Origin of the sequence: Massilia sp. CFBP 13721, assembly GCF_014842025.1 — a bacterium.
Taxonomy (GTDB): Bacteria; Pseudomonadota; Gammaproteobacteria; order Burkholderiales; family Burkholderiaceae_D; genus Telluria.
On the sequence record NZ_JACYUY010000031.1, the window covers coordinates 43,265 to 62,208 of the forward strand.

At 64.6% G+C, this 18,944-nt stretch carries 16 protein-coding genes; 13 read left to right on the forward strand and 3 right to left on the reverse strand.

Features of this window, described 5'->3' with window-relative positions:
• Positions 1-19 precede the first annotated feature (19 nt).
• The 5 genes from IFT60_RS22800 to IFT60_RS22820 all read left to right on the forward strand — a co-directional run bounded on the left by IFT60_RS22800 (position 20) and on the right by IFT60_RS22820 (position 4,932).
• The gene (locus tag IFT60_RS22800; RefSeq protein ID WP_192056062.1) at positions 20-1,282 is read left to right on the forward strand and encodes a M48 family metallopeptidase; all 1,263 of its coding nucleotides are present in this window, start codon (positions 20-22) and stop codon (positions 1,280-1,282) included.
• Entirely contained in the window at positions 1,279-1,611 is a 333-nt protein-coding gene (locus IFT60_RS22805; protein ID WP_192056064.1) for a 4a-hydroxytetrahydrobiopterin dehydratase, read from the forward strand. Before IFT60_RS22800 ends, IFT60_RS22805 begins: the two co-directional genes overlap by 4 nt.
• A complete protein-coding gene (gene rsgA, locus IFT60_RS22810; RefSeq protein ID WP_192056066.1) occupies positions 1,608-2,507 on the forward strand; it encodes a ribosome small subunit-dependent GTPase A in 900 nt (299 codons plus the stop codon). The genes IFT60_RS22805 and rsgA overlap by 4 nt, the downstream gene beginning before the upstream one ends.
• 182 nt (positions 2,508-2,689) lie before the next feature.
• Positions 2,690-3,616, forward strand: coding sequence for an ornithine carbamoyltransferase (argF, locus tag IFT60_RS22815; protein ID WP_192056068.1), 927 nt, complete (start codon positions 2,690-2,692; stop codon positions 3,614-3,616).
• A gap of 86 nt (positions 3,617-3,702) precedes the next feature.
• Positions 3,703-4,932, forward strand: a complete 1,230-nt coding sequence (locus IFT60_RS22820) for an argininosuccinate synthase (RefSeq protein ID WP_192056070.1) — start codon at positions 3,703-3,705, stop codon at positions 4,930-4,932.
• A 121-nt stretch (positions 4,933-5,053) separates the two neighbouring features.
• Here the strand turns inward: IFT60_RS22820 and IFT60_RS22825 are convergent, their stop codons facing one another.
• Positions 5,054-5,767 (reverse strand): SDR family oxidoreductase, encoded by a 714-nt coding sequence (locus IFT60_RS22825; protein WP_192056072.1) that lies wholly within the window; start codon positions 5,765-5,767, stop codon positions 5,054-5,056.
• 164 nt (positions 5,768-5,931) lie between these two features.
• Between IFT60_RS22825 and IFT60_RS22830 the strand changes: the two genes are divergently transcribed.
• The gene (locus IFT60_RS22830) at positions 5,932-6,924 is read left to right on the forward strand and encodes a diguanylate cyclase domain-containing protein (protein ID WP_192056082.1); all 993 of its coding nucleotides are present in this window, start codon (positions 5,932-5,934) and stop codon (positions 6,922-6,924) included.
• 161 nt (positions 6,925-7,085) lie between these two features.
• Here IFT60_RS22830 and murB read toward each other — a convergent pair whose 3' ends face one another.
• Positions 7,086-8,114, reverse strand: a complete 1,029-nt coding sequence (gene murB / locus IFT60_RS22835; protein WP_192056091.1) for a UDP-N-acetylmuramate dehydrogenase — start codon at positions 8,112-8,114, stop codon at positions 7,086-7,088.
• A 150-nt stretch (positions 8,115-8,264) separates the two neighbouring features.
• On the opposite strand from murB, the gene IFT60_RS22840 reads away from it, so the two are divergent.
• The 3 genes from IFT60_RS22840 to IFT60_RS22850 all read left to right on the forward strand — a co-directional run bounded on the left by IFT60_RS22840 (position 8,265) and on the right by IFT60_RS22850 (position 12,695).
• Positions 8,265-8,750 (forward strand): YajQ family cyclic di-GMP-binding protein, encoded by a 486-nt coding sequence (locus IFT60_RS22840; protein ID WP_192056093.1) that lies wholly within the window; start codon positions 8,265-8,267, stop codon positions 8,748-8,750.
• A 134-nt stretch (positions 8,751-8,884) separates the two neighbouring features.
• Positions 8,885-10,150 carry a nitronate monooxygenase gene (locus IFT60_RS22845; RefSeq protein ID WP_192056095.1) on the forward strand — a complete coding sequence of 422 codons (1,266 nt, stop codon included), beginning with the start codon at positions 8,885-8,887 and terminating at the stop codon, positions 10,148-10,150.
• Between the two features lie 139 nt (positions 10,151-10,289).
• Positions 10,290-12,695: a sensor domain-containing protein gene (locus IFT60_RS22850; protein ID WP_192056097.1), complete on the forward strand. Its 2,406-nt coding sequence runs from the start codon at positions 10,290-10,292 to the stop codon at positions 12,693-12,695.
• Positions 12,696-12,909: 214 nt separating this feature from the next.
• Here the strand turns inward: IFT60_RS22850 and IFT60_RS22855 are convergent, their stop codons facing one another.
• Positions 12,910-13,863 carry an exopolyphosphatase gene (locus tag IFT60_RS22855; RefSeq protein WP_192056099.1) on the reverse strand — a complete coding sequence of 318 codons (954 nt, stop codon included), beginning with the start codon at positions 13,861-13,863 and terminating at the stop codon, positions 12,910-12,912.
• Between the two features lie 312 nt (positions 13,864-14,175).
• Between IFT60_RS22855 and IFT60_RS22860 the strand changes: the two genes are divergently transcribed.
• From IFT60_RS22860 to IFT60_RS22875, 4 genes are all read left to right on the forward strand, one after another.
• Positions 14,176-15,453, forward strand: coding sequence for a sensor histidine kinase (locus IFT60_RS22860; protein ID WP_192056101.1), 1,278 nt, complete (start codon positions 14,176-14,178; stop codon positions 15,451-15,453).
• A gap of 69 nt (positions 15,454-15,522) precedes the next feature.
• On the forward strand, positions 15,523-16,284 hold the full coding sequence (locus IFT60_RS22865; RefSeq protein ID WP_192056103.1) for a LytR/AlgR family response regulator transcription factor: 762 nt from the start codon (positions 15,523-15,525) through the stop codon (positions 16,282-16,284).
• Positions 16,285-16,617: 333 nt separating this feature from the next.
• Complete coding sequence (locus tag IFT60_RS22870) at positions 16,618-17,793, forward strand: PAS domain-containing sensor histidine kinase (RefSeq protein ID WP_192056106.1); 1,176 nt, start codon at positions 16,618-16,620, stop codon at positions 17,791-17,793.
• A 113-nt stretch (positions 17,794-17,906) separates the two neighbouring features.
• Positions 17,907-18,923, forward strand: a complete 1,017-nt coding sequence (locus IFT60_RS22875) for a porin (RefSeq protein WP_192056108.1) — start codon at positions 17,907-17,909, stop codon at positions 18,921-18,923.
• Positions 18,924-18,944: the final 21 nt, after the last annotated feature.

Here is an 18,944-nt window from a genome sequence, read left to right on the forward strand (position 1 = left end):
ATTTTCTCACAGGCACTGAATGTCTTCACTCGCGTTTTCGGTTTTGTTCGTCGTTTTCTTCGTGCTCACGCTCGGGCTGCGCTTCTGGCTGGCCAACCGCCAGATCCGCCACGTGCTGCGCCACCGCGGCCGCGTGCCGGGCGAATTCGCGGCCAAGGTCTCGCTCGAGACCCACCAGAAGGCGGCCGACTACACGGTCGCCAAGACCCGCTTCGGCATCGCCGCGCTGCTCTGGGGCGGCCTGACCCTGGTCGGCTTCACCTTGCTGGGCGGCCTGCAGGCCATCTCGGACGCCCTGCTGCCGCTGGCCGGTCCGGGAATGCTACATCAGATCGCGCTGATCGCCGCGTTCGCGATCACGTCAAGCCTGCTCGACCTGCCCTTCGACTACTACCGCCAGTTCGTGCTCGAGGAACGCTTCGGCTTCAACAAGATGAGCGTCAAGCTGTGGATCGCCGACATGCTCAAGGGCGCGCTGGTCGGCGCCGCCATCGGCCTGCCGCTGCTGTGGGTCGTGCTCAAATTGATGGAGTCGACCGGGTCGCTGTGGTGGTTCTGGACCTGGCTGGTCTGGAGCGGCTTCCAGCTCCTGATGATGGTGCTCTACCCGAGCGTGATCGCGCCGCTGTTTAACAAGTTCACGCCCCTGAGTGACGACAGCCTGAAGGCCCGCATCGAAGGCTTGATGGCGCGCGTCGGCTTCGCCTCGAAGGGCCTGTTCGTGATGGACGGCAGCCGCCGCAGCGCGCACGGCAATGCCTATTTCTCCGGCTTCGGCGCGGCCAAGCGCATCGTCTTCTTCGATACCCTGATCGAGCGCCTGGCGCCGCACGAGATCGAAGCGGTGCTGGCGCACGAACTGGGGCATTTCAAGCTGAAGCACATCGTCAAGCGCATCGCCGTGATGTTCGCGCTGTCGCTCGCCTTTCTCGCCCTGCTCGGCTACCTCAAGGAACAAAGCTGGTTCTATACCGGCCTGGGCGTGATGCCGCAGCTGGCCGGTCCGAACGATGCCATGGCCCTGCTGCTGTTCGTGCTGGTGCTACCGATCTTTACCTTCGTGTTCGGCCCCTTGAGTGCGATCACCTCGCGCAAGCACGAGTTCGAGGCCGACGCCTTTGCGGCGAAGCACAGCGACGCCCAGTACCTGGTCTCGGCGCTCGTCAAAATGTACGAAGACAATGCCTCGACGCTGACGCCGGACCCGCTGCATTCGGCCTTTTACGATTCGCACCCGCCGGCCTCGGTACGGATCGCCCATTTGAACGGGGCGGCGGCATGATGCTGGCCGAGCAGCGCTGCACGCACGGCGCGCCCGCCTTGAGTCCGGCCGAGGTGCCGGCCTCGATGGCGCAGGTGCCGGATTGGCAGGTCGACGCTAACCGTATCGTGCGTTCTTTCGAATTCAGGGATTACCACGAGACGATCGCCTTCGTGAATGCGCTGGCCGCCATGATCCACCTCGAGGACCACCATCCCGAACTGACCGTGCGCTACCGCCACTGCATCGTCGCCTGGACGACCCACTCGGCGGGCAACGCCATTTCCATGAACGACCTTATCTGCGCTGCGAAAGCCGACGCAATCTACGAAGAACGGACACGCGCATGAGTGAACAACCGAGCCTCACCGGCACCATCATCGCCGCCCACGGGCGTCATTACCTGGCCAATGCGAACGGCGAAAAACTCCAGTGCGTCACGCGCGGCAAGAAGACGAACGTCGCCGTCGGCGACGTGGTGCACCTGGTGAAAACCTCGAACGACCAGGCCGTGATCGAACAGATCGCCGAGCGCACCACCCTGCTCTACCGCTCGGACCAGTACAAATCGAAGCTGCTGGCGGCGAACATTTCGCGCCTGTTCATCGTCGTCGCCACCGAACCTGGCTTTGCCGACGACCTGGTCTCGCGTTCGCTGGTGGCGGCCGAGGCGGCCGGCATCGAGGCGCACCTGATCCTGAACAAGACCGACGTCGAAGACCTGCTGCCGCGCGCGCGCGAACGCGCCGGCGTGTACGCCGCGCTCGGCTATCCGGTGCACGAAGTATCGGCGCGCGCCAACCCGGAACACGCGCTGGCGGTCTTGCGCCCGCTGCTGGCCGGCCAGTCGTCGATCTTCATCGGCCAGTCGGGTATGGGCAAGTCCTCGCTGATCAACCTGCTGGTGCCGGACGCCGACATCGCCGTGCGCGAAATCTCGGCCGCGCTCGATACCGGCAAGCACACCACCACCTTCACGCGCCTGTACTGGTTGCCGGATGGCGCCGCCATCATCGATTCGCCCGGCTTCCAGGAATTCGGCCTGTACCACCTGTCCGAAGGCATGCTCGAACGCGCCTTTGTCGAGTTCAAGCCCTACCTCGGCGGGTGCAAGTACTACAACTGCCGCCACCTGGCCGAGCCGCAATGCGCGGTGCTCACGGCACTGGCCGAGGGCAAGATCGCCAGGCACCGGCATGAGCTGTACGGGCAGCTGCTGCACGAGTCGGCGCAGACGCTGTATTGATTTTGTAGGGTGGACGGGTTCCCCGTCCACGCGTCGATCGTTATCGGCTCCGAACTCGAACCAGGTGAAATGGACGCAAACTATCACCGCGTGGACGGCAGAGCCGTCCACCCTACGCCGCTTTCCACACCGTCAAGCAAAACCCTTATAATCAAAGGGATACTCTCTTTGAAGAACACGATATGCCAGGCACCAAAGCGATCAAGCACTTCCTGCAGTTCTCCGACTTCTCGCTCGACGAATTCGAATACGTGATCGAGCGCGCCAAGGTCATCAAGCGCAAGTTCAAGGCCTACGAGGTGTACCACCCGCTGGTCGACCGTACGCTGGTGATGGTGTTCGAGAAGAGCTCGACCCGTACCCGCCTCTCCTTCGAGGCCGGCATGCACCAGCTGGGTGGCGCGGCGATCTACCTGAACACGCGCGACAGCCAGCTCGGGCGCGGCGAACCGGTCGAGGATGCGGGCCAGGTGATGAGCCGCATGTGCGACATCATCATGGTGCGCACCTTCGGCCAGGACATCATCGAACGCTTCGCGGCCAATTCGCGCGTGCCGGTGATCAACGGTCTCACCAACGAACACCATCCGTGCCAGGTGCTGGCCGACATCTTCACCTTCTACGAGCACCGCGGCCCGATCGCCGGCAAGACGGTGGCCTGGATCGGCGACGCCAACAACATGCTGTACTCGTGGCTGCAGGCGGCCGAGGTGTTCGGCTTCCACCTGAACATCTCCATGCCGAAGGGCTACGACCTCGATCCGGCGCTGGTCTCGACCACGCGCTACACCCGCTTCGACAATCCCGCAGACGCCTGCGAAGGCGCGCACCTGGTCAGCACCGACGTCTGGACCAGCATGGGCTTCGAGAAGGAAAACGCGCAGCGCCTGCAGGACTTCGACGGCTTCATCGTCGACGCCGCCAAGATGGCGCGCGCCACCCCGGACGCGATCTTCATGCATTGCCTGCCGGCGCACCGCGGCGAGGAAGTCGCGGCCGAGGTCATCGACGGACCACAATCGGTGGTCTGGGACGAAGCCGAGAACCGCCTGCACGTGCAGAAGGCGCTGATCGAATACCTGCTGCTCGGGCGCATTGAAGACAACTAATTTTTTTGCAGCACCCTTTGTTTGATCGTCGGTCCGCAAGGACCGGCTGACCACACCCCCACCTCCCTCTCCACACTGGAATTTCCATGAGCGACATCAAAAAAGTAGTGCTTGCCTACTCCGGCGGCCTCGACACTTCCGTCATCCTGAAATGGCTGCAAGACAATTACGGCTGCGAGATCGTCACCTTCACCGCCGACCTCGGCCAGGGCGAAGAACTCGAGCCGGCACGCGCCAAGGCGATCAAGTTCGGCATCAAGCCGGAAAACATCTACATCGACGACGTGCGCGAGGAATTCACGCGCGACTTCGTGTTCCCGATGTTCCGCGCCAACACCGTGTATGAAGGCGAATACCTGCTCGGCACCTCGATCGCGCGTCCGCTGATCGCCAAGCGCCTGATCGAGATCGCCAACGAAACCGGCGCCGACGCCGTCTCGCACGGCGCCACCGGCAAGGGCAACGACCAGGTGCGCTTCGAACTGGGCGCCTACGCACTGAAACCCGACGTCAAGATCATCGCGCCATGGCGCGAGTGGGACCTGCTGTCGCGCGAGAAGCTGCTGAAGTACGCGGAAGACGCCGGCATCGCGGTCGACATGAAGCACAAGAACGGTGGCGCGCCCTACTCGATGGACGCCAACCTGCTGCACATCTCCTTCGAAGGCCGCCACCTGGAAAACCCGAGTGCGGAAGCCGAGGAATCGATGTGGCGCTGGACCGTCAGCCCGGAAGCGGCGCCGGACCAGGCCGAGTACCTCGACATCGAATACGAGCGCGGCGACATCGTCGCCCTGAACGGCAAGCGCATGACGCCGGCCGAAGTGCTGACGGAACTGAACCGCGTCGGCGGCAAGCACGGCATCGGCCGCCTCGACCTGGTCGAGAATCGCTACGTCGGCATGAAGTCGCGCGGCTGCTACGAAACCCCAGGCGGCACCATCATGCTGCGCGCGCACCGCGCGATCGAATCGATCACGCTCGACCGCGAGGTGGCGCACCTGAAGGACGACCTGATGCCGCGCTACGCGTCGCTGATCTATAACGGCTACTGGTGGGCGCCGGAACGCGTCGCGCTGCAGACGCTGATCGACCATACGCAAGCGACCGTCAACGGCTGGGTGCGCGTCAAGCTGTACAAGGGCAACGTGATCGTCGTGTCGCGCGATTCGAAGACCGATTCGCTGTTCGACATGAACATCGCTACCTTCGACGAAGACGGCGGCGCCTACAACCAGGCCGATGCCGGCGGCTTCATCAAGCTGAACGCGCTGCGCATGCGGATTGCGGCGAAGGCACGCGCGAAACGCGGTTAATAAGCGTACGCTGCGTTTTCAAAAGCCGCCTTCAGGCGGCTTTTTCGTTTAGCGCCGATGATCATCCGCGGTAGCGCGTGGGCACAGGGGCGCCCACCCTACGGTGCGCATCCGACTCGACTTAAACGTCGCGCAGGTCGGCCACTGCCTGGCGCCCGAAATCCTCGGACAGCAGCAAGGTCACCAACTTGCGCGCACACTCCTCCGGCGCGGCCAGCGCCCCTTCCTGCTTCATCTGCACGAAGCGCTCCTTCATCGGGAAATCCGCTTCCGGAGTGGCGCGGATCTCGGCCTGCATGCCGGTATCGATCACGCCCGGCGCCAGGCTGCAGCAGCGCACCGTCGCGTCGCCGTCCTGCAGCACCGCTTCGGCGTGACGGTCGAGCGCGGCCTTGGTGGCGCAGTACACGCTCCAGCCCGGATAGGCGTTCCTGCCCGCGCCGCTCGAGATGTGCAGGATGCGGCGCTCGCCGCGGCTGGCGCGCACCACCGCCGCAGCCAGCGCCAGCGGCGCCGCCACGTTCAGCGTGACGGCGCGCAGCGCGGCCAGCGGGTCCTGCTGCGCCAGCGGTCCGACCGGCGTCACGACGCCGGCATTGTTCACCAGCAGCGTGGCGCCCTCGTCGCGCAGCCAGTTCGCCAGGGCGTCTCCGGACAGGAAGGCGGCCAGCGCGGCATTGTCGGACAGGTCGACCTCGATCTCGGTCAGCAGCGCCGACACCGGGTGGGCGCTGTGGCTGCGCGCCAGGCCGAGCACGGGAATCCCGCGTTCGATCAGTTCGGCCGCGATGGCGGCGCCGAGGCCCTTGGTGTGGCCGGTGACGATGGCTTTCATGTTGTTGTTCTCCTTGGCGAATGGGACCAAAAGCATAACTCAGCATAGCCGAATGCGGCCCACCCGCGCATACCGTTGTAAGTTGGCACTCAAAGTATGCGTAATGCAACAATTTGCTTTGCCTCAGAGTAGAATGGGCCGCCTCAATCTACTGCGCCGAACCGATGCCCTTTGCAACGCCTGCCTTTGCATCACCGAACAATCCACACCGCATCCTGTTGGTCGGCGCGCCGCCGTTTGCCGGCGCGCTGCGCGAGATGCTGGCCGGCGCGGACGACATCGAACTGGTGCTGGTCGATGCCGTCCAGGTGCTGGAACAGGCGGCCAGCCTGCGTCCCGGCGTGCTGGTGCGCGCACTGGGCGGGCGCGAGGACAGCGGCGACTTCATCCGTGCCTGCCGCGCCCATCCCGTTCTCGCTGCCCTGCCCCTGCTGGTGCTGGCGCCGCATGCGCAGAATGCCGGGCGCGATGCGGCCTTTGCCGCCGGCGCCAGCGATTACCTGGCCGACTTGCCGACCCGGACCGAATTGCTGGCGCGCCTGCGCTACCACGCGCAGGCCGGCCAGGCGCTGGCCGAACGCGCGGATGCGCTGCGCCGCCTGGAGGCAACCCAGGCGCTGCTGGCCCGCGCCCAGGCCGAACTCGACCGGATCGATGGCGTCGACAGCCTGACCGGCATCCCCAACCGGCGCCGCTTCGACCAGGTGGCGCAGGGCGAATGGCAGCGCGCACGGCGCAACGGCCAGCCGCTCTCCTTGCTGGTCTGCGACGTCGACAGCTTCGGCTATTTCAATCACCGCCTCGGGCGCGATGCGGGCGACCTGTGCCTGCGCAGGATGGCGGGCGTGCTCACCGGCCAGCTGAAACGCCCGTCGGACCTGGCCGCGCGCTACGACGGCAAGCAGTTTGCGATCCTGCTGCCCGACACCGGCCTGGACGGCGCCGTGCAGGTGGCCGAAGGCTGCCGCACGGCGCTCGAACGGCTGGGGCTGTCGCATCCGCTGCCGGAGCGGCGCATCGTGACGATGTCGGTCGGGGTGGCATCCACCTTGCCGTCGGACGAGGGCATGTTCGAGGCGGTGCTGGCGCGGGCCGGCGAAGCCGTGCTGGCGGCGAAGTCGCGTGGACGTAATCGGGTGGCGGCGTTTCGCGCGTAGGGTGGACTCTGTCCACGCGCTACGGCGGTAATTCAGTGGGCGACCAGTGCAAATAACGTAGCGCCTGCGTACGGCAACCAGGAACGCTGACGATCCTGCGCTGATTTGCGTTTCGGGATCGCAGCGTGTGTACCGCGTGGACGGAGTCCACCCTACAACATCTACATGAACACCGGCTCCGGCTCCAGCTCGACACCGAAGCGTTCGCGCACGTCGTGCTGGATCGCGCGCGCCAGCGCCTGCACCTCGGCGCCGGTCGCGCCGCCGTTGTTCACCAGCACCAGCGCCTGCTTCGGATAGACGCCGGCCGCACCCACACTCTTCCCTTTCCAGCCGCACTGGTCGATGAGCCAGCCCGCCGCCAGCTTTTCGCTGCCGTCCGGCTGGCGGTGGTGCACCAGTTGCGGGAAGCGCGCCAGCAGCGCCGCGCATTGCGCCGCGGGCACCACCGGATTCTTGAAGAAGCTGCCGGCATTGCCGATCTGCGCCGGGTCGGGCAGCTTGCGGCGGCGGATCGCGATCACGGTATCGCTCACCTGGCGCGGCGTCGGCGCCGCGATGCCGGCGGCCTCGACCGCCTGGGCCAGTTCGGCATAGCGCAGGTTCGGCTGCCAGTTGCGCGGCAAGGCGAAGGTAACGTCGAGCACCACCAGGCCGGCGCCCTCGGGATGCTTGAAGATGCTGTCGCGGTAGCCGAAGAGGCAGGCGGCTGCGTCCAGGGTGCGCCGTGCGCCGCTGGCCAGGTCGTAGACGGTCAGCGAATGGAACACATCCTTGATTTCCAGGCCATAGGCCCCGATATTCTGGATCGGCGCGGCGCCCACGGTACCGGGGATCAGCGACAGGTTTTCCAGTCCGCCCAGGCCTTGTTCGAGCGTGTAGTCGACGAAGGCATGCCAGTTTTCGCCGGCGCCGGCGCGCACCAGGGTCTTGCCGTCCACTTCGCCCAGGATTTCACGGCCGCCGATTGCCATGTGCAGCACCAGCGCCGCGACGTCGCGCGTGAGCAGCACGTTGCTGCCGCCGCCGAGGATAAAGCAAGACATGCCGGCCAAGCGCGCATCCGCGCGCAGCGCGTCGAGATCGGACGCGTCCGTCACGCGCAGGTAATGGCGCGCGTGCGCCGCCAGGCCGAAGGTGTTAAAGGCTTGCAGGGAAACGTCGTGTTCGATCGTGAGTTCGGTGGACATGGATTTCTGGCATTTAGCGGGGCGGAAACCAATCGATTATAGAGGCAATGCCGTGACAAGCCCGGCGCCGGCGGCGAAAACGGTCGTTCTATTCCAGCTTGTCCGTTAAAATACTGCCACTTATAAATTAGCAAGCCAAAGGAAACCACCATGCCATCGTTTGACGTGGTCTGCGAAGCAGACATGGTCGAAGTCAAGAACGCCGTCGAGCAATCGAACAAGGAAATCACCACCCGTTTCGATTTCAAGGGCAGCTCCGCCAAGGTCGAGCAAAAGGAAAAGGAATTGACGCTGTTCGCCGATTCCGATTTCCAGCTGAACCAGGTGTACGACGTGCTGGTCAACAAGATGACCAAGCGTAAGGTCGACGTGCGCTTCCTCGACGCGGAAAAAGTGGAAAAGATCGGCGGCGACAAGGTCAAGCAAGTCATCAAGGTGCGCAACGGCATCGAGACCGAGGACGCCAAGAAGATCACCAAGGCGATCAAGGAAAGCAAGATGAAGGTGCAGGCCAGCATCCAGGGCGAAACGGTGCGCGTCACCGGCGCCAAGCGCGATGACCTGCAGGCCGCAATGGCCCTGCTGCGCAAGGACATCCAGGACTTGCCGCTGGCGTTCAATAATTTCCGCGATTAAATCGGAAGCGCAGCGTCCGGCGCCGGCGCATACCCAGCGCCGCACACCTCGCGCTACCCCGTTTTTGCTTGGGGTAGAATTGAGGCTGCACAAAGCTAGAGCAATTAGTAGCAACTGAGGGTCTAAGGATAGCAATGAAACGTGTTGATGATTTCCGCCTGCGTCTGGGCAATAAAGAATACGTGCCCATCATGATCGGCGGAATGGGCGTGGACATTTCCACCTCCGAGCTTGCGCTGGAAGCGGCGCGCCTGGGCGGCATCGGCCATATCTCGGATGCCATGGTGCAAGACGTCTCGGACCGCAAGTTCGACACGACCTTCGTCAAGGACAAGACCAAGCTCTACAAGTTCAACATCAACAACATGGACAAGGCGGTGGTGCAGTTCGACCTCGAACGCCTGGCCGAAGCAACGCGCCTGCACGTGGGCGCGACCATGGCGGCGAAAAAGGGCGATGGCCTGATTTTCGTAAACTGCATGGAAAAGCTGACCATGAACGCGCCCAAGGAAACGCTGCGCACGCGCCTGGCCTCGGCGCTGGACGCCGGCATCGACGGCATCACCATGTCGGCCGGCCTGCACCTCGGTTCCTTCGAGCTGATCAAGGACCATCCGCGCTTCCGCGAAGCCAAGCTGGGTATCATCGTGTCCTCGGTGCGCGCGCTGCAACTGTTCCTGCGTAAGGTTGCGAAGCTGAACCGTCCACCCGATTTCATCATCGTCGAAGGACCGCTCGCCGGCGGCCACCTGGGCTTCGGCTTCGACTGGAAGAACTACGACCTGCACCTGATCATCGACGAGATCCTCGCCTACATGCGCGCGGAAAACATCGACATCCCGCTGATCGCGGCCGGCGGCGTGTTCACCGGTTCCGACGCGGTGGCCTTCCTGGAAAAAGGCGTGGGCGGCGTGCAGGTGGCGACCCGCTTCACCGTCACCCGCGAGTGCGGCATGCCCGACAGCGTCAAGCAGGAATACTTCCGCGCCAGCGAGGAAGACATCATCGTCAACGGCATTTCGCCGACCGGCTACCCGATGCGCATGCTCAAAAGCACGCCGGCAATCGGTTCCGGCATCCGTCCCGGCTGCGAATCCTACGGCTACCTGCTCGATGCCACCGGCAACTGCGCCTACATCAATTCGTACAACCGCGAAGTGCTGGCCAACCCGGACGTCAAGAACCCGCCAGTGTTCGACAAGACCTGCCTGTGCACGCACATGCGCAACTACAATTGCTGGACCTGCGGCCATTACACCTATCGCCTGAAGGACACCACCCACAAGCTGGCCAACGGCGACTACCAGATCATGAGCGCCGAGCACGTGTTCAAGGATTACCAGTTCAGCGTCGACAACCAGATCGCACTGCCGGAAAAACAGGAGAGCGCGGCGGCCTGAGCCACGACGCTTCGTCCTTTCGCAAAAAGCCACGCTCAGCCGTGGCTTTTTGTTTTGGAACAAGCGCGACACAGGGTGGGGAACGGGTGTAGGCTGCACGAGTCCAACTGAGGATGCCATCCAACCAAAGGCGCCCAGCATGACCACGCCCGTACCGACTGCCAACGCCGCCTTTCTCGTCGACGGGGTGGGCATTGTCATGAGCTGGAACCACGCCTGCGAAAAGCTGCTCGGTTTCATGAGCGGAACGATCATCGGCCAGCCGTTCGGCGCCCTGCTGGTCGGCATAGCCCCCGAAGACCGCGCCGAGCGCTGGCGCGGCCTTGCCGAAGACTACGGGCATACCAACCGGGTCGTGCTGCGCCACGCCGACGGCAGCACCGTCAAGGCCGAACTGGCGCTGACGCCGCAAACCGGCGCGGATGGAGCGACGCACTTCTGGGTCGCCGCCATCGACAACGTCCACACCGATGCCACGCCCGACGCGGTGCTGGTCGGGCGCACGCCGCTGGCGGCCGTGGTCGACTTCCTGCCCGGCACGATCTATGCGATCAACCGCGCCGGCCGCTTCGTGCTGTGGAACCGCAACCACGAACGCATGACCGAGCTCGGCCCCGACGAAATGGCGGCCACCAGCCCGCTCGAACTGTTCGACCTGGAAACGCGGCCGCTGATCGCCGACAGCATCCGCCGCGTGTTCGAGAACGGCGAGGAAGTCTCCATCGAGGCCGACGTCATCGGCCGCAGCGGCCGCGAAACGCCGATGCTGCTGTGCGGCGCGCGGGTGGAGTGCAACGGCGGTCACTACCTGTTCGGCATGGGGATCGACATCACCCGGCGCCGTCACCAGGAACGCATGCTGCGCCTGCGCGAACGCGCCCTGCACGCGGCCAGCAACGGCATCGTCATCACCGGCATGGACGGGCGCGACTGCCCGATCGAATACGTCAATCCCGCCTTCGAGCGCATTACCGGCTACAGCGCCGACGAGGTCATTGGGCGCGACTCGCGCTTCATGGCCGCACCCGGCATGGACGAGAACGAGCGCCTGCTGTTGCACGAGGCGATTGCCGCGCGCCGGCCCGTCAACGTGGTGTTTCGCAACATGCGCAAGAATGGCGAACTGTTCTGGAACGACCTTTCAATCACCCCGGTGGAGGGCGAGCATGGCGAAAGCACCCACTTCATCGGCGTCATCATGGACGTCACCGCGACCAAGCAGCGTACCGCCCACCTCGAGCACGAGGTCAACCACGACGCCCTGACCGGCCTGGCCAACCGCAACCTGCTGTGGGACCGGCTGGAACAGGCGCTGCACATGGCGCAGCGCCAGAAGCAGCTGGTCGGCATCCTGCTGATCGACCTGAACAACTTCAAGGCCATCAACGATACCTACGGCCACGAAGCCGGCGACGTGGTGCTGAAGGTGGTCGCGCGGCGCCTGCAGGCCTCGGTGCGCGACAGCGACACGGTGGCGCGCCTGTCGGGCGACGAATTCGTACTGGTGCTGGTCAACCAGCCCTCGCTGCGCTACACGCTGCGCATGATCGAGCGCCTGCGCCAGGGCCTGACCCAGCCGGTGTCGTTCATGCACAAGGAAATCGAAGTCGGCGCCAGCCTCGGGGTCGCGGTCTACCCGCACGACGGGCTCACCTCGGTCGACCTGGTGCGCTCGGCCGACGTCGCCATGTACCACGCCAAGGCCACCGGCCGCAACGAGATCTATTTCTTTTCGAACGACATGAAATCGACCACCGAGGCACGCCAGCGCCTCGACGCCGGCATGTCGCACGCCATCGAACGGGGCGAACTGTTCATGCTGTACCAGCCCTGCATCGATGCGCGCAGCAACCGCGTCACCTGCTTCGAAGCCCTGCTGCGCTGGCGCCATCCCGAGCATGGCGTGCTGCTGCCGTCGGCCTTCCTGGCCGAAGCCGAAGAGAACGGCCGCATCGTCGAATTCGGCGCCTGGGTGCTCGACCAGGCCTGCGCCTTCCTGCGCGATTTGAAAGCGATCGGGGTGACCGACGTGCCGGTCACGGTCAACGTCTCGGCGCGCGAATACGGGCAGCACGATTTCGTGGCAAAGATCGCGGCGCGGCTGGTGGCGCACGGCCTCACGCCGGGCAGCCTGCAGATCGAGCTGCGCGAGGAAACGGTGATGCGCAACCCGGGCCAGGTGCGCGACCTGGCCCTGCAATTGCGCGCGCTCGGCCTGACGCTGTCGATCGACGAATTCGGCCAGGGCATGACCGACATCGGCTTCCTGCGCGAGCTGTCGGTCGGCCAGCTGAAACTGTCGAAACAATCGGTGCACGCGATCGCCGCCGACGAACCCGACGGCGACGGCAGCACCATGGCGCGCACGCTGATCGACATCGGGCACAACCTCAGGATGCAGGTGATCGGCGAGGCGGTGGAAACGCGGGCGCAGCGCGAGTTTTTGACGGTGCACGGGTGCGAGGCGCTGCAGGGGGTGTTGTTGAGCGAACCGGTGACGGTGGAGGCGGCGCGGGATTTGGTGCGCGACCGGATGCCGGCGTAAGGTGTGCGAGGGTCCTCGGGGCTGTTGCCTGTGGGGCTAGCGGTGTGCATGATCCGCGTGGACTCAAGAGTCCACCCTACGGTCACCGCTAACGGCGAGATCATACGAAACCCGGATACGTAGCGTGTCTCGTAGGATGGACTCCCGAGTCCATGCGGATTCAAGAGACCACTAGCAGGGCAGGCAACAGCCCCACCCTGCTAGCAAAACAGCTTCAACCTTCGCTGGTAATCCGCTGAATCAAGGCCCCCAGCACGTCCTCCGCCATCGCGTTGTCCACCTGGCAGGTTCCGGCATTCTCATGCCCGCCGCCACCGTACTCCAGCATCAGCGCACCGATGTTGGTCTTCGACGTCCGGTTCAGGATCGATTTGCCGGTGGCGAACACCGTGTTCTGGTTTTTCAGGCCCCACAGCACGTGGATCGAGATGTTCGTTTCGGGGAACAAGGCGTAGATGATGAAGCGGTTGCCGGCGAAGATGGTGGCTTCCTCGCGTAGGTCGAGCACGACCAGGTTCCCGTGCACGCGCGCGCAGCGGCGGATCTGTTCCTTGCACAGGTTGCTGTGCTCGAAGTACAGTCTGGTGCGTTCCTGCACGTCCGGCAGCGCCATGATCTCGTCGATCGAATGGTTGCGGCAGGCCTCGATCAGTTCCATCATCAGCTGGTAATTCGAGATGCGGAAGTCGCGGAAGCGGCCCAGGCCGGTGCGCGCGTCCATCAGGAAGTTCAGCAGGTTCCAGCCGGCCGGCTCGAGCACTTCGTCGCGCGAAAAACGCGCGCTGTCGGCCTTGTCGACGGCGGCCATCATGTCCTGCCAGGCCAGCGGGAACACCTTGTCGCCGCCGTAATGGTCCCAGACCACGCGCGCGGCCGAGGGGGCGTCGGGCTGGATCACGTGGTTGTTGCGCAGGCCGCTGTTGCGAATCGTCTCGGACAGGTGGTGGTCGAAGGCCAGGTGGGCGCCTGCCACGTACGGCAGGTTGGTCGTGATGTCGCGGCTGGTGATCGCCACTTTCCCGTCCTGCATGTCCTTCGGGTGGACGAAGAGGATCTCGTCGATCAGGTCCAGGTGCTTGAGCAGGACGGCGCAGACCAGGCCATCGAAATCGCTGCGGGTAACGAGACGGAATTTGTTTGGAAGGTCGGGGGTTGGCGCGGCGGACATCGGCGGATCCTTTCGTCGAAAGAGCATGGGAATGGCTTTTATCATACCGCGCAATGTTTCCCATTGTCAGGTTTTATGGCCGCCTTTGGCAACGGACAAGCGGCCCCGGTGCCGCGATGTGCATTCCACGCCCCGCATCGTGCAGGCTGTCGCAAAGTGCATGCAGCGGGGCGCCAGGCGGGGTAAAGTTGCAACATTCCAACAATTTGGCCGCCCTGCGACACCAGCATGCCATTTATACAAGGCGTAGCGGCACCGGGCGGCAGGGACGCGGTACACTCGCTGCGCCACGAATCGACGACAAGACCTGACATGCAAGCGCGCAGCTCGACCCACCACTATTTTTCCGGCATCCTGTCGTCGCTCTACCGCGCCTTCGATGCCGTCGCCACCTGGGTGACCCAGCTGTCGTGGTGGAAGTTCTTCCTGTTCGCCGCGCTGACCCTGATCGCCGGCGCCATCTTGCAGGAAGAACTGTTTTCCGGCGGCGAGGTCGAGATTGCCGCGGCCGAGCGTGCCGCGCGGCGCGACCAGACCAGCATCGTCATCGACGACAGCGGCATCCGTTTCAATCCGCGCAACAAGCCCAAGCCGCCCGAGGCACCTCCCCTGCCGCCGGCGGCACCCGGCGCGCCAGTGGCGCCCGCCACGCCCGCAACGCCGGACCTGGCCTTGCCGAAAGGCGCCAATCCTGGCAGCGACGCGGTCCACATCGAACTGCCGCCGCAGATCGCCGAAGAGTTGTCGGTGGCGATCGAAGGCGCCGTCGACGATGCGGCCGAAGCAAAGGTGTCGCGTTATCACAAACAGGCCTCGACCTGGTTCAACAGCTTCGTGTTCCTGCTGGTGCTGGCGCTGTTCGGCATCAAGGCCCTGATGGGCGGCAAGAAGCGCGCCGAGCAGCAGACCCAGAGCGCGAACGCCGCCGCCGAGCGCGAATCGATGCAGCGCCAGCTGTCGGAAGCGAAGATGCAGATGATGCAGGCGCAGGTCGAGCCGCACTTCCTGTTCAACACGCTGGCCTCGGTCGAGCACCTGATCGAAACCAATCCGCCGCGCGCCTCGGCCATGCAGCGCAGCCTGATCCTCTACCTGCGCGCGGTGTTGCCGCAGATGCGCGACAACAACCTGGTGACCAACCTCGGCCGCGAAGTCGACATGGTGACCGCCTACCTCGACCTGCTCAAAATGCGCATGGAAGAGCGCCTGACGGTCGACATGCGCATCCCCGACAGCCTGCGCAGCGCGGCCTTCCCGCCGATGATGCTGCAGTCGATGGTCGAAAACGCGATCAAGCACGGCCTCGAATGCAAGCCCGAGGGTGGCACCCTGAAAATCGTCGCCGACGTCGCCGCCGACAAGTTGCGCGTGACCGTCACCGACGACGGCGTCGGCTTCGGCGTGGTGCCCAGCACCGGCACCGGCCTGGGCTTGCCGACCATCCGCGAGCGCCTGCGCCTGTTACATGGCGACGGTGGCCAGCTGCACATCGCCGCCAACAGCCCGACCGGCGTGATTGCGATGGTCGAGGTGCCGTACATAACCGCGATGAGCGCGCACGCCGTGCCGAAGCCGGCCCCGGTGCGCTAATCGATGGCTTGCCTGCTGCGCCGTTTCGTTGAATAATTGTCACTCTCTCTTTCCGCCAGGACCACGACCATGCCGACCGCGATTATTGCCGATGATGAAAGACTGATGCGCGACCAGCTGCGCATGCGCCTGGAACAGGTGTGGCCGGAACTGCAGATCGTGGGCGAAGCGAAAAACGGCGAAGAGGCGGTCGAACTCGTCGGCCAGTGCAAGCCCGACCTGACCTTCCTCGACATCCGCATGCCCGGCAAGACCGGCATGGAAGCCGCACGCGAGATCGGCGACCGCAGCCAGATCGTGTTCGTCACCGCCTACGACCAGTACGCGGTCGAGGCCTTTGAACAGGGCGCCGTCGATTACGTGCTGAAGCCGTCCGAACCCGAGCGCCTGAAGGTGACGGTCGAACGCCTGAAAGCGCGCCTGGGCAAGCCGGGCGCCGTGGTGAACGACAGCGTCACCGCGATGCTGTCGCAGCTGGCGGAAAAGATCGCGGCGCCCAAGCCGAAGCACCTGCAATGGATCCAGGCCAGCATCGGCCAGGATTTACGCATGATCCCGGTCGAGGACATCCTGTTCTTCCGCTCCGACGAAAAATACACCTGCGTGCAGACGGCGAGTTTCGAAGCCCTGATCAGGAAGCCGGTGCGCGACCTGGCCGACGAGCTCGACCCCGCCCTGTTCTGGCAGATCCACCGCGCCACGCTGGTCAACGTGAACGCCATCGAAGGCGTCACCCGCGACATCCGCGGGCGCCACCTGGTGCTGGTCAAGGGGCGGCCGGAAAAGCTGGAAGTGAGCCGCAGTTTCCTGCATTTGTTTAAACAAATGTAAGGCTCGCAGTATTTGTTGGCCTTCGTGTAATGTCGGGTGGGCAGTTCACTCGTGCCCACGCGGTCGAACAGCAGCGTGTCGAATCAAATCCCAACATCGTCCACGCATGCATCGACGACGGGGTACAAGCCGCGTGACCGCACGGCGTGATCCCGCGTGGGCACGAGTGCCCGGTGAATCCGTCATTGATGCCATTGGCATCAATGACCCCGTACGGTGCGCATCCGTTCCGGGCCATCTCGCCTTTGTCCCCGCTCAACCGTACCGCCTCCCGCCCGCCGTATCGTAGCGTTTGGTCCGCCCTCGCGGACATTACCGCAGGCATATATCCACATGAAACAACAGCGCAGTGCCCATCCGCGCGGGCGTGGCTTGGCGATGCTTGCGCTCGGCTTCCTTGGCGGCCGGCTGCTGGCCCGCACCGGGGCCAACGGGGCCGACGGGACCGACGGCGCCGCCGATGCGCCGGCGCGCCACAGCCGGCGCATCGTCCACAATGCGGGCGAAGCGATCATCGCCGCCGACGACAGCAGCCGCATCGTGCTGGCCAATCCGGCGGCGGCGCGCATGTTCGGGGTGTCGGTGCAAGAGATGGAAGGCAGTCCGCTGGCGCGCTTCATCCGGGCGCCGCACGCCATGGATGCCAAGCCGCTCGACTATTTCCAGGCCGATGGCCGCGCCGGCCGGCGCGGCACCGACTATGCCGGCACCGGGCTGCGCGCGAACGGCGAGCCCTTCGCCATCGAAGGGTCGATCGTCGACACGCGCCAGAACGGCAGCACCGTCTACACCATCATCCTGCGCGACGTCTCCGAGCGCCAGCGCGTGCAGCGCAAGCTGGCGCGCTCGCACGACCAGCTGCGCCAGCTGTCGTCGGCGCTGCAGACCATCCGCGAGGAAGAACGCACCCACATCGCGCGCGAGCTGCACGACGACCTCGGCCAGCTGCTGGCCTCGCTGCGCATGGACCTGAGCCTGCTGACCGAGGCTTGCGGCGGAACGCCCGAGGCACTGCGCCTGATCGGCGGCATGGACAGTAATTTACTCACCGCCATCGCCTCGCTGCGCCGCATCGCCACCAACCTGCGCCCGCGCGCGCTCGACGAAGGCGGCCTGTATTTCGCCCTGCAGGGACTGCGCGACGATTTCGTCGAACGCCACGGCATTGCCTGCGACTTGCTGGCCGACGAAAACGAACTGCGCCTGGACGACCAGGCCAGCACCGCGATCTTTCGCATCGTGCAGGAAGCGCTGACCAACATCGCGCGCCATGCCCACGCCACCCGGGTGACGATGAACCTGTACCGCCTCAACGGCGAACTGCTGGTGACGATCCGCGACGATGGCCGCGGCATCCGCGAAGCCGACATGGAAAAGGCCGAATCGCTGGGCCTGGTCGGCATGCGCGAACGGGTGTGGGCGCTGAACGGCGAGATCACCATCAGCGCCGACGAGGCGCCCGGCACGCGCATCGACATCATGCTGCCCGTACAAGACCACACGGTCTGACCGCTGTCGTATCAAGCTGTCATCAACAGGAAATATTGCCCCGATAAGATGCGCTGGACCTTGAGTTTGCCGGAATGCCAACTCAACCCTTCGCTCACTTATTGGAGATCTTCATGCAATACAAAGCCCTGGCCGCTGCGCTGATCACGTCCCTTCCGCTGTTCGCGCATGCGCAGACCAACGTCACCGTCTACGGCGTCATGGACGCGGCCATCGCCAGCGAAGACACCGACGCACCGGGCGAAAAGCGCCGCACCGTCATCAACTCGGGCAACCAGTCGAGCAGCCGCCTGGGCTTCCGCGGTAGCGAAGACCTGGGCAATGGCCTGAAAGCGATTTTCAACATCGAAGCCGGCGTCGCCCTCGACACCGGCGCCGCCGATTCCGCCCTGTTCGGCCGCCGTTCGGTCGTCGGCCTGCAAGGCGGCTTCGGCCAGCTGACGGTCGGCCGCGAATACAGCCCGATCGCTTCGGTCGCCGCCGCCACCGACGTCTTCGGCCAGGGTTTCTACGGCAGTAACTTGTCGGCATTCACCACCAACCGCCTGACCCGTCGCCTGTCGAACTCGGTCAACTTCAAGAGCGCGCCAATGTCGGGCTTCGCCGTGCTGGCCGCTTACTCGGCCGGCGAGCGCACCACGGATGGCCCGTCGGGCAACCTGGTCGGCGTGGCGCTGGAATACGCGAACGGCCCGTTCTACGCCGGCGCCGGCTACCACCGCCTCGAGCGCCTGGCAACGGAAGACGACAAGGAAATGGCCGTCGGCGCCGGCGTGAAGCTGGGCGACTTCGACATCAAGGCCAACTACCTGCAGGCCGACCAGGCCGGCGCCAACAACGAATTCGAGCAGATCAACCTCAGCGCTGCCTACACGCTGGGCGTGAACAAGTTCTTCGTGAACTTGCAGCGCAACGAAATCGAAAACGGCGCGCGCGGCAATGCCTGGGCCGTGGCCTACACCTACTCGCTGTCGAAGCGCACCAACCTCTACACCTCCTACGGTTCGATGCGCAACAACGGACGCGGCACTTTCGGGCTGAATTCGTCGTCGACCAACGTGACGCCGGTGGCAACCGCGCTCGGTGCGGACCCGACCGCGTTCACGGTGGGTGTGCGCCACGCGTTCTGATCGGCGCATGAACGAAAAAAA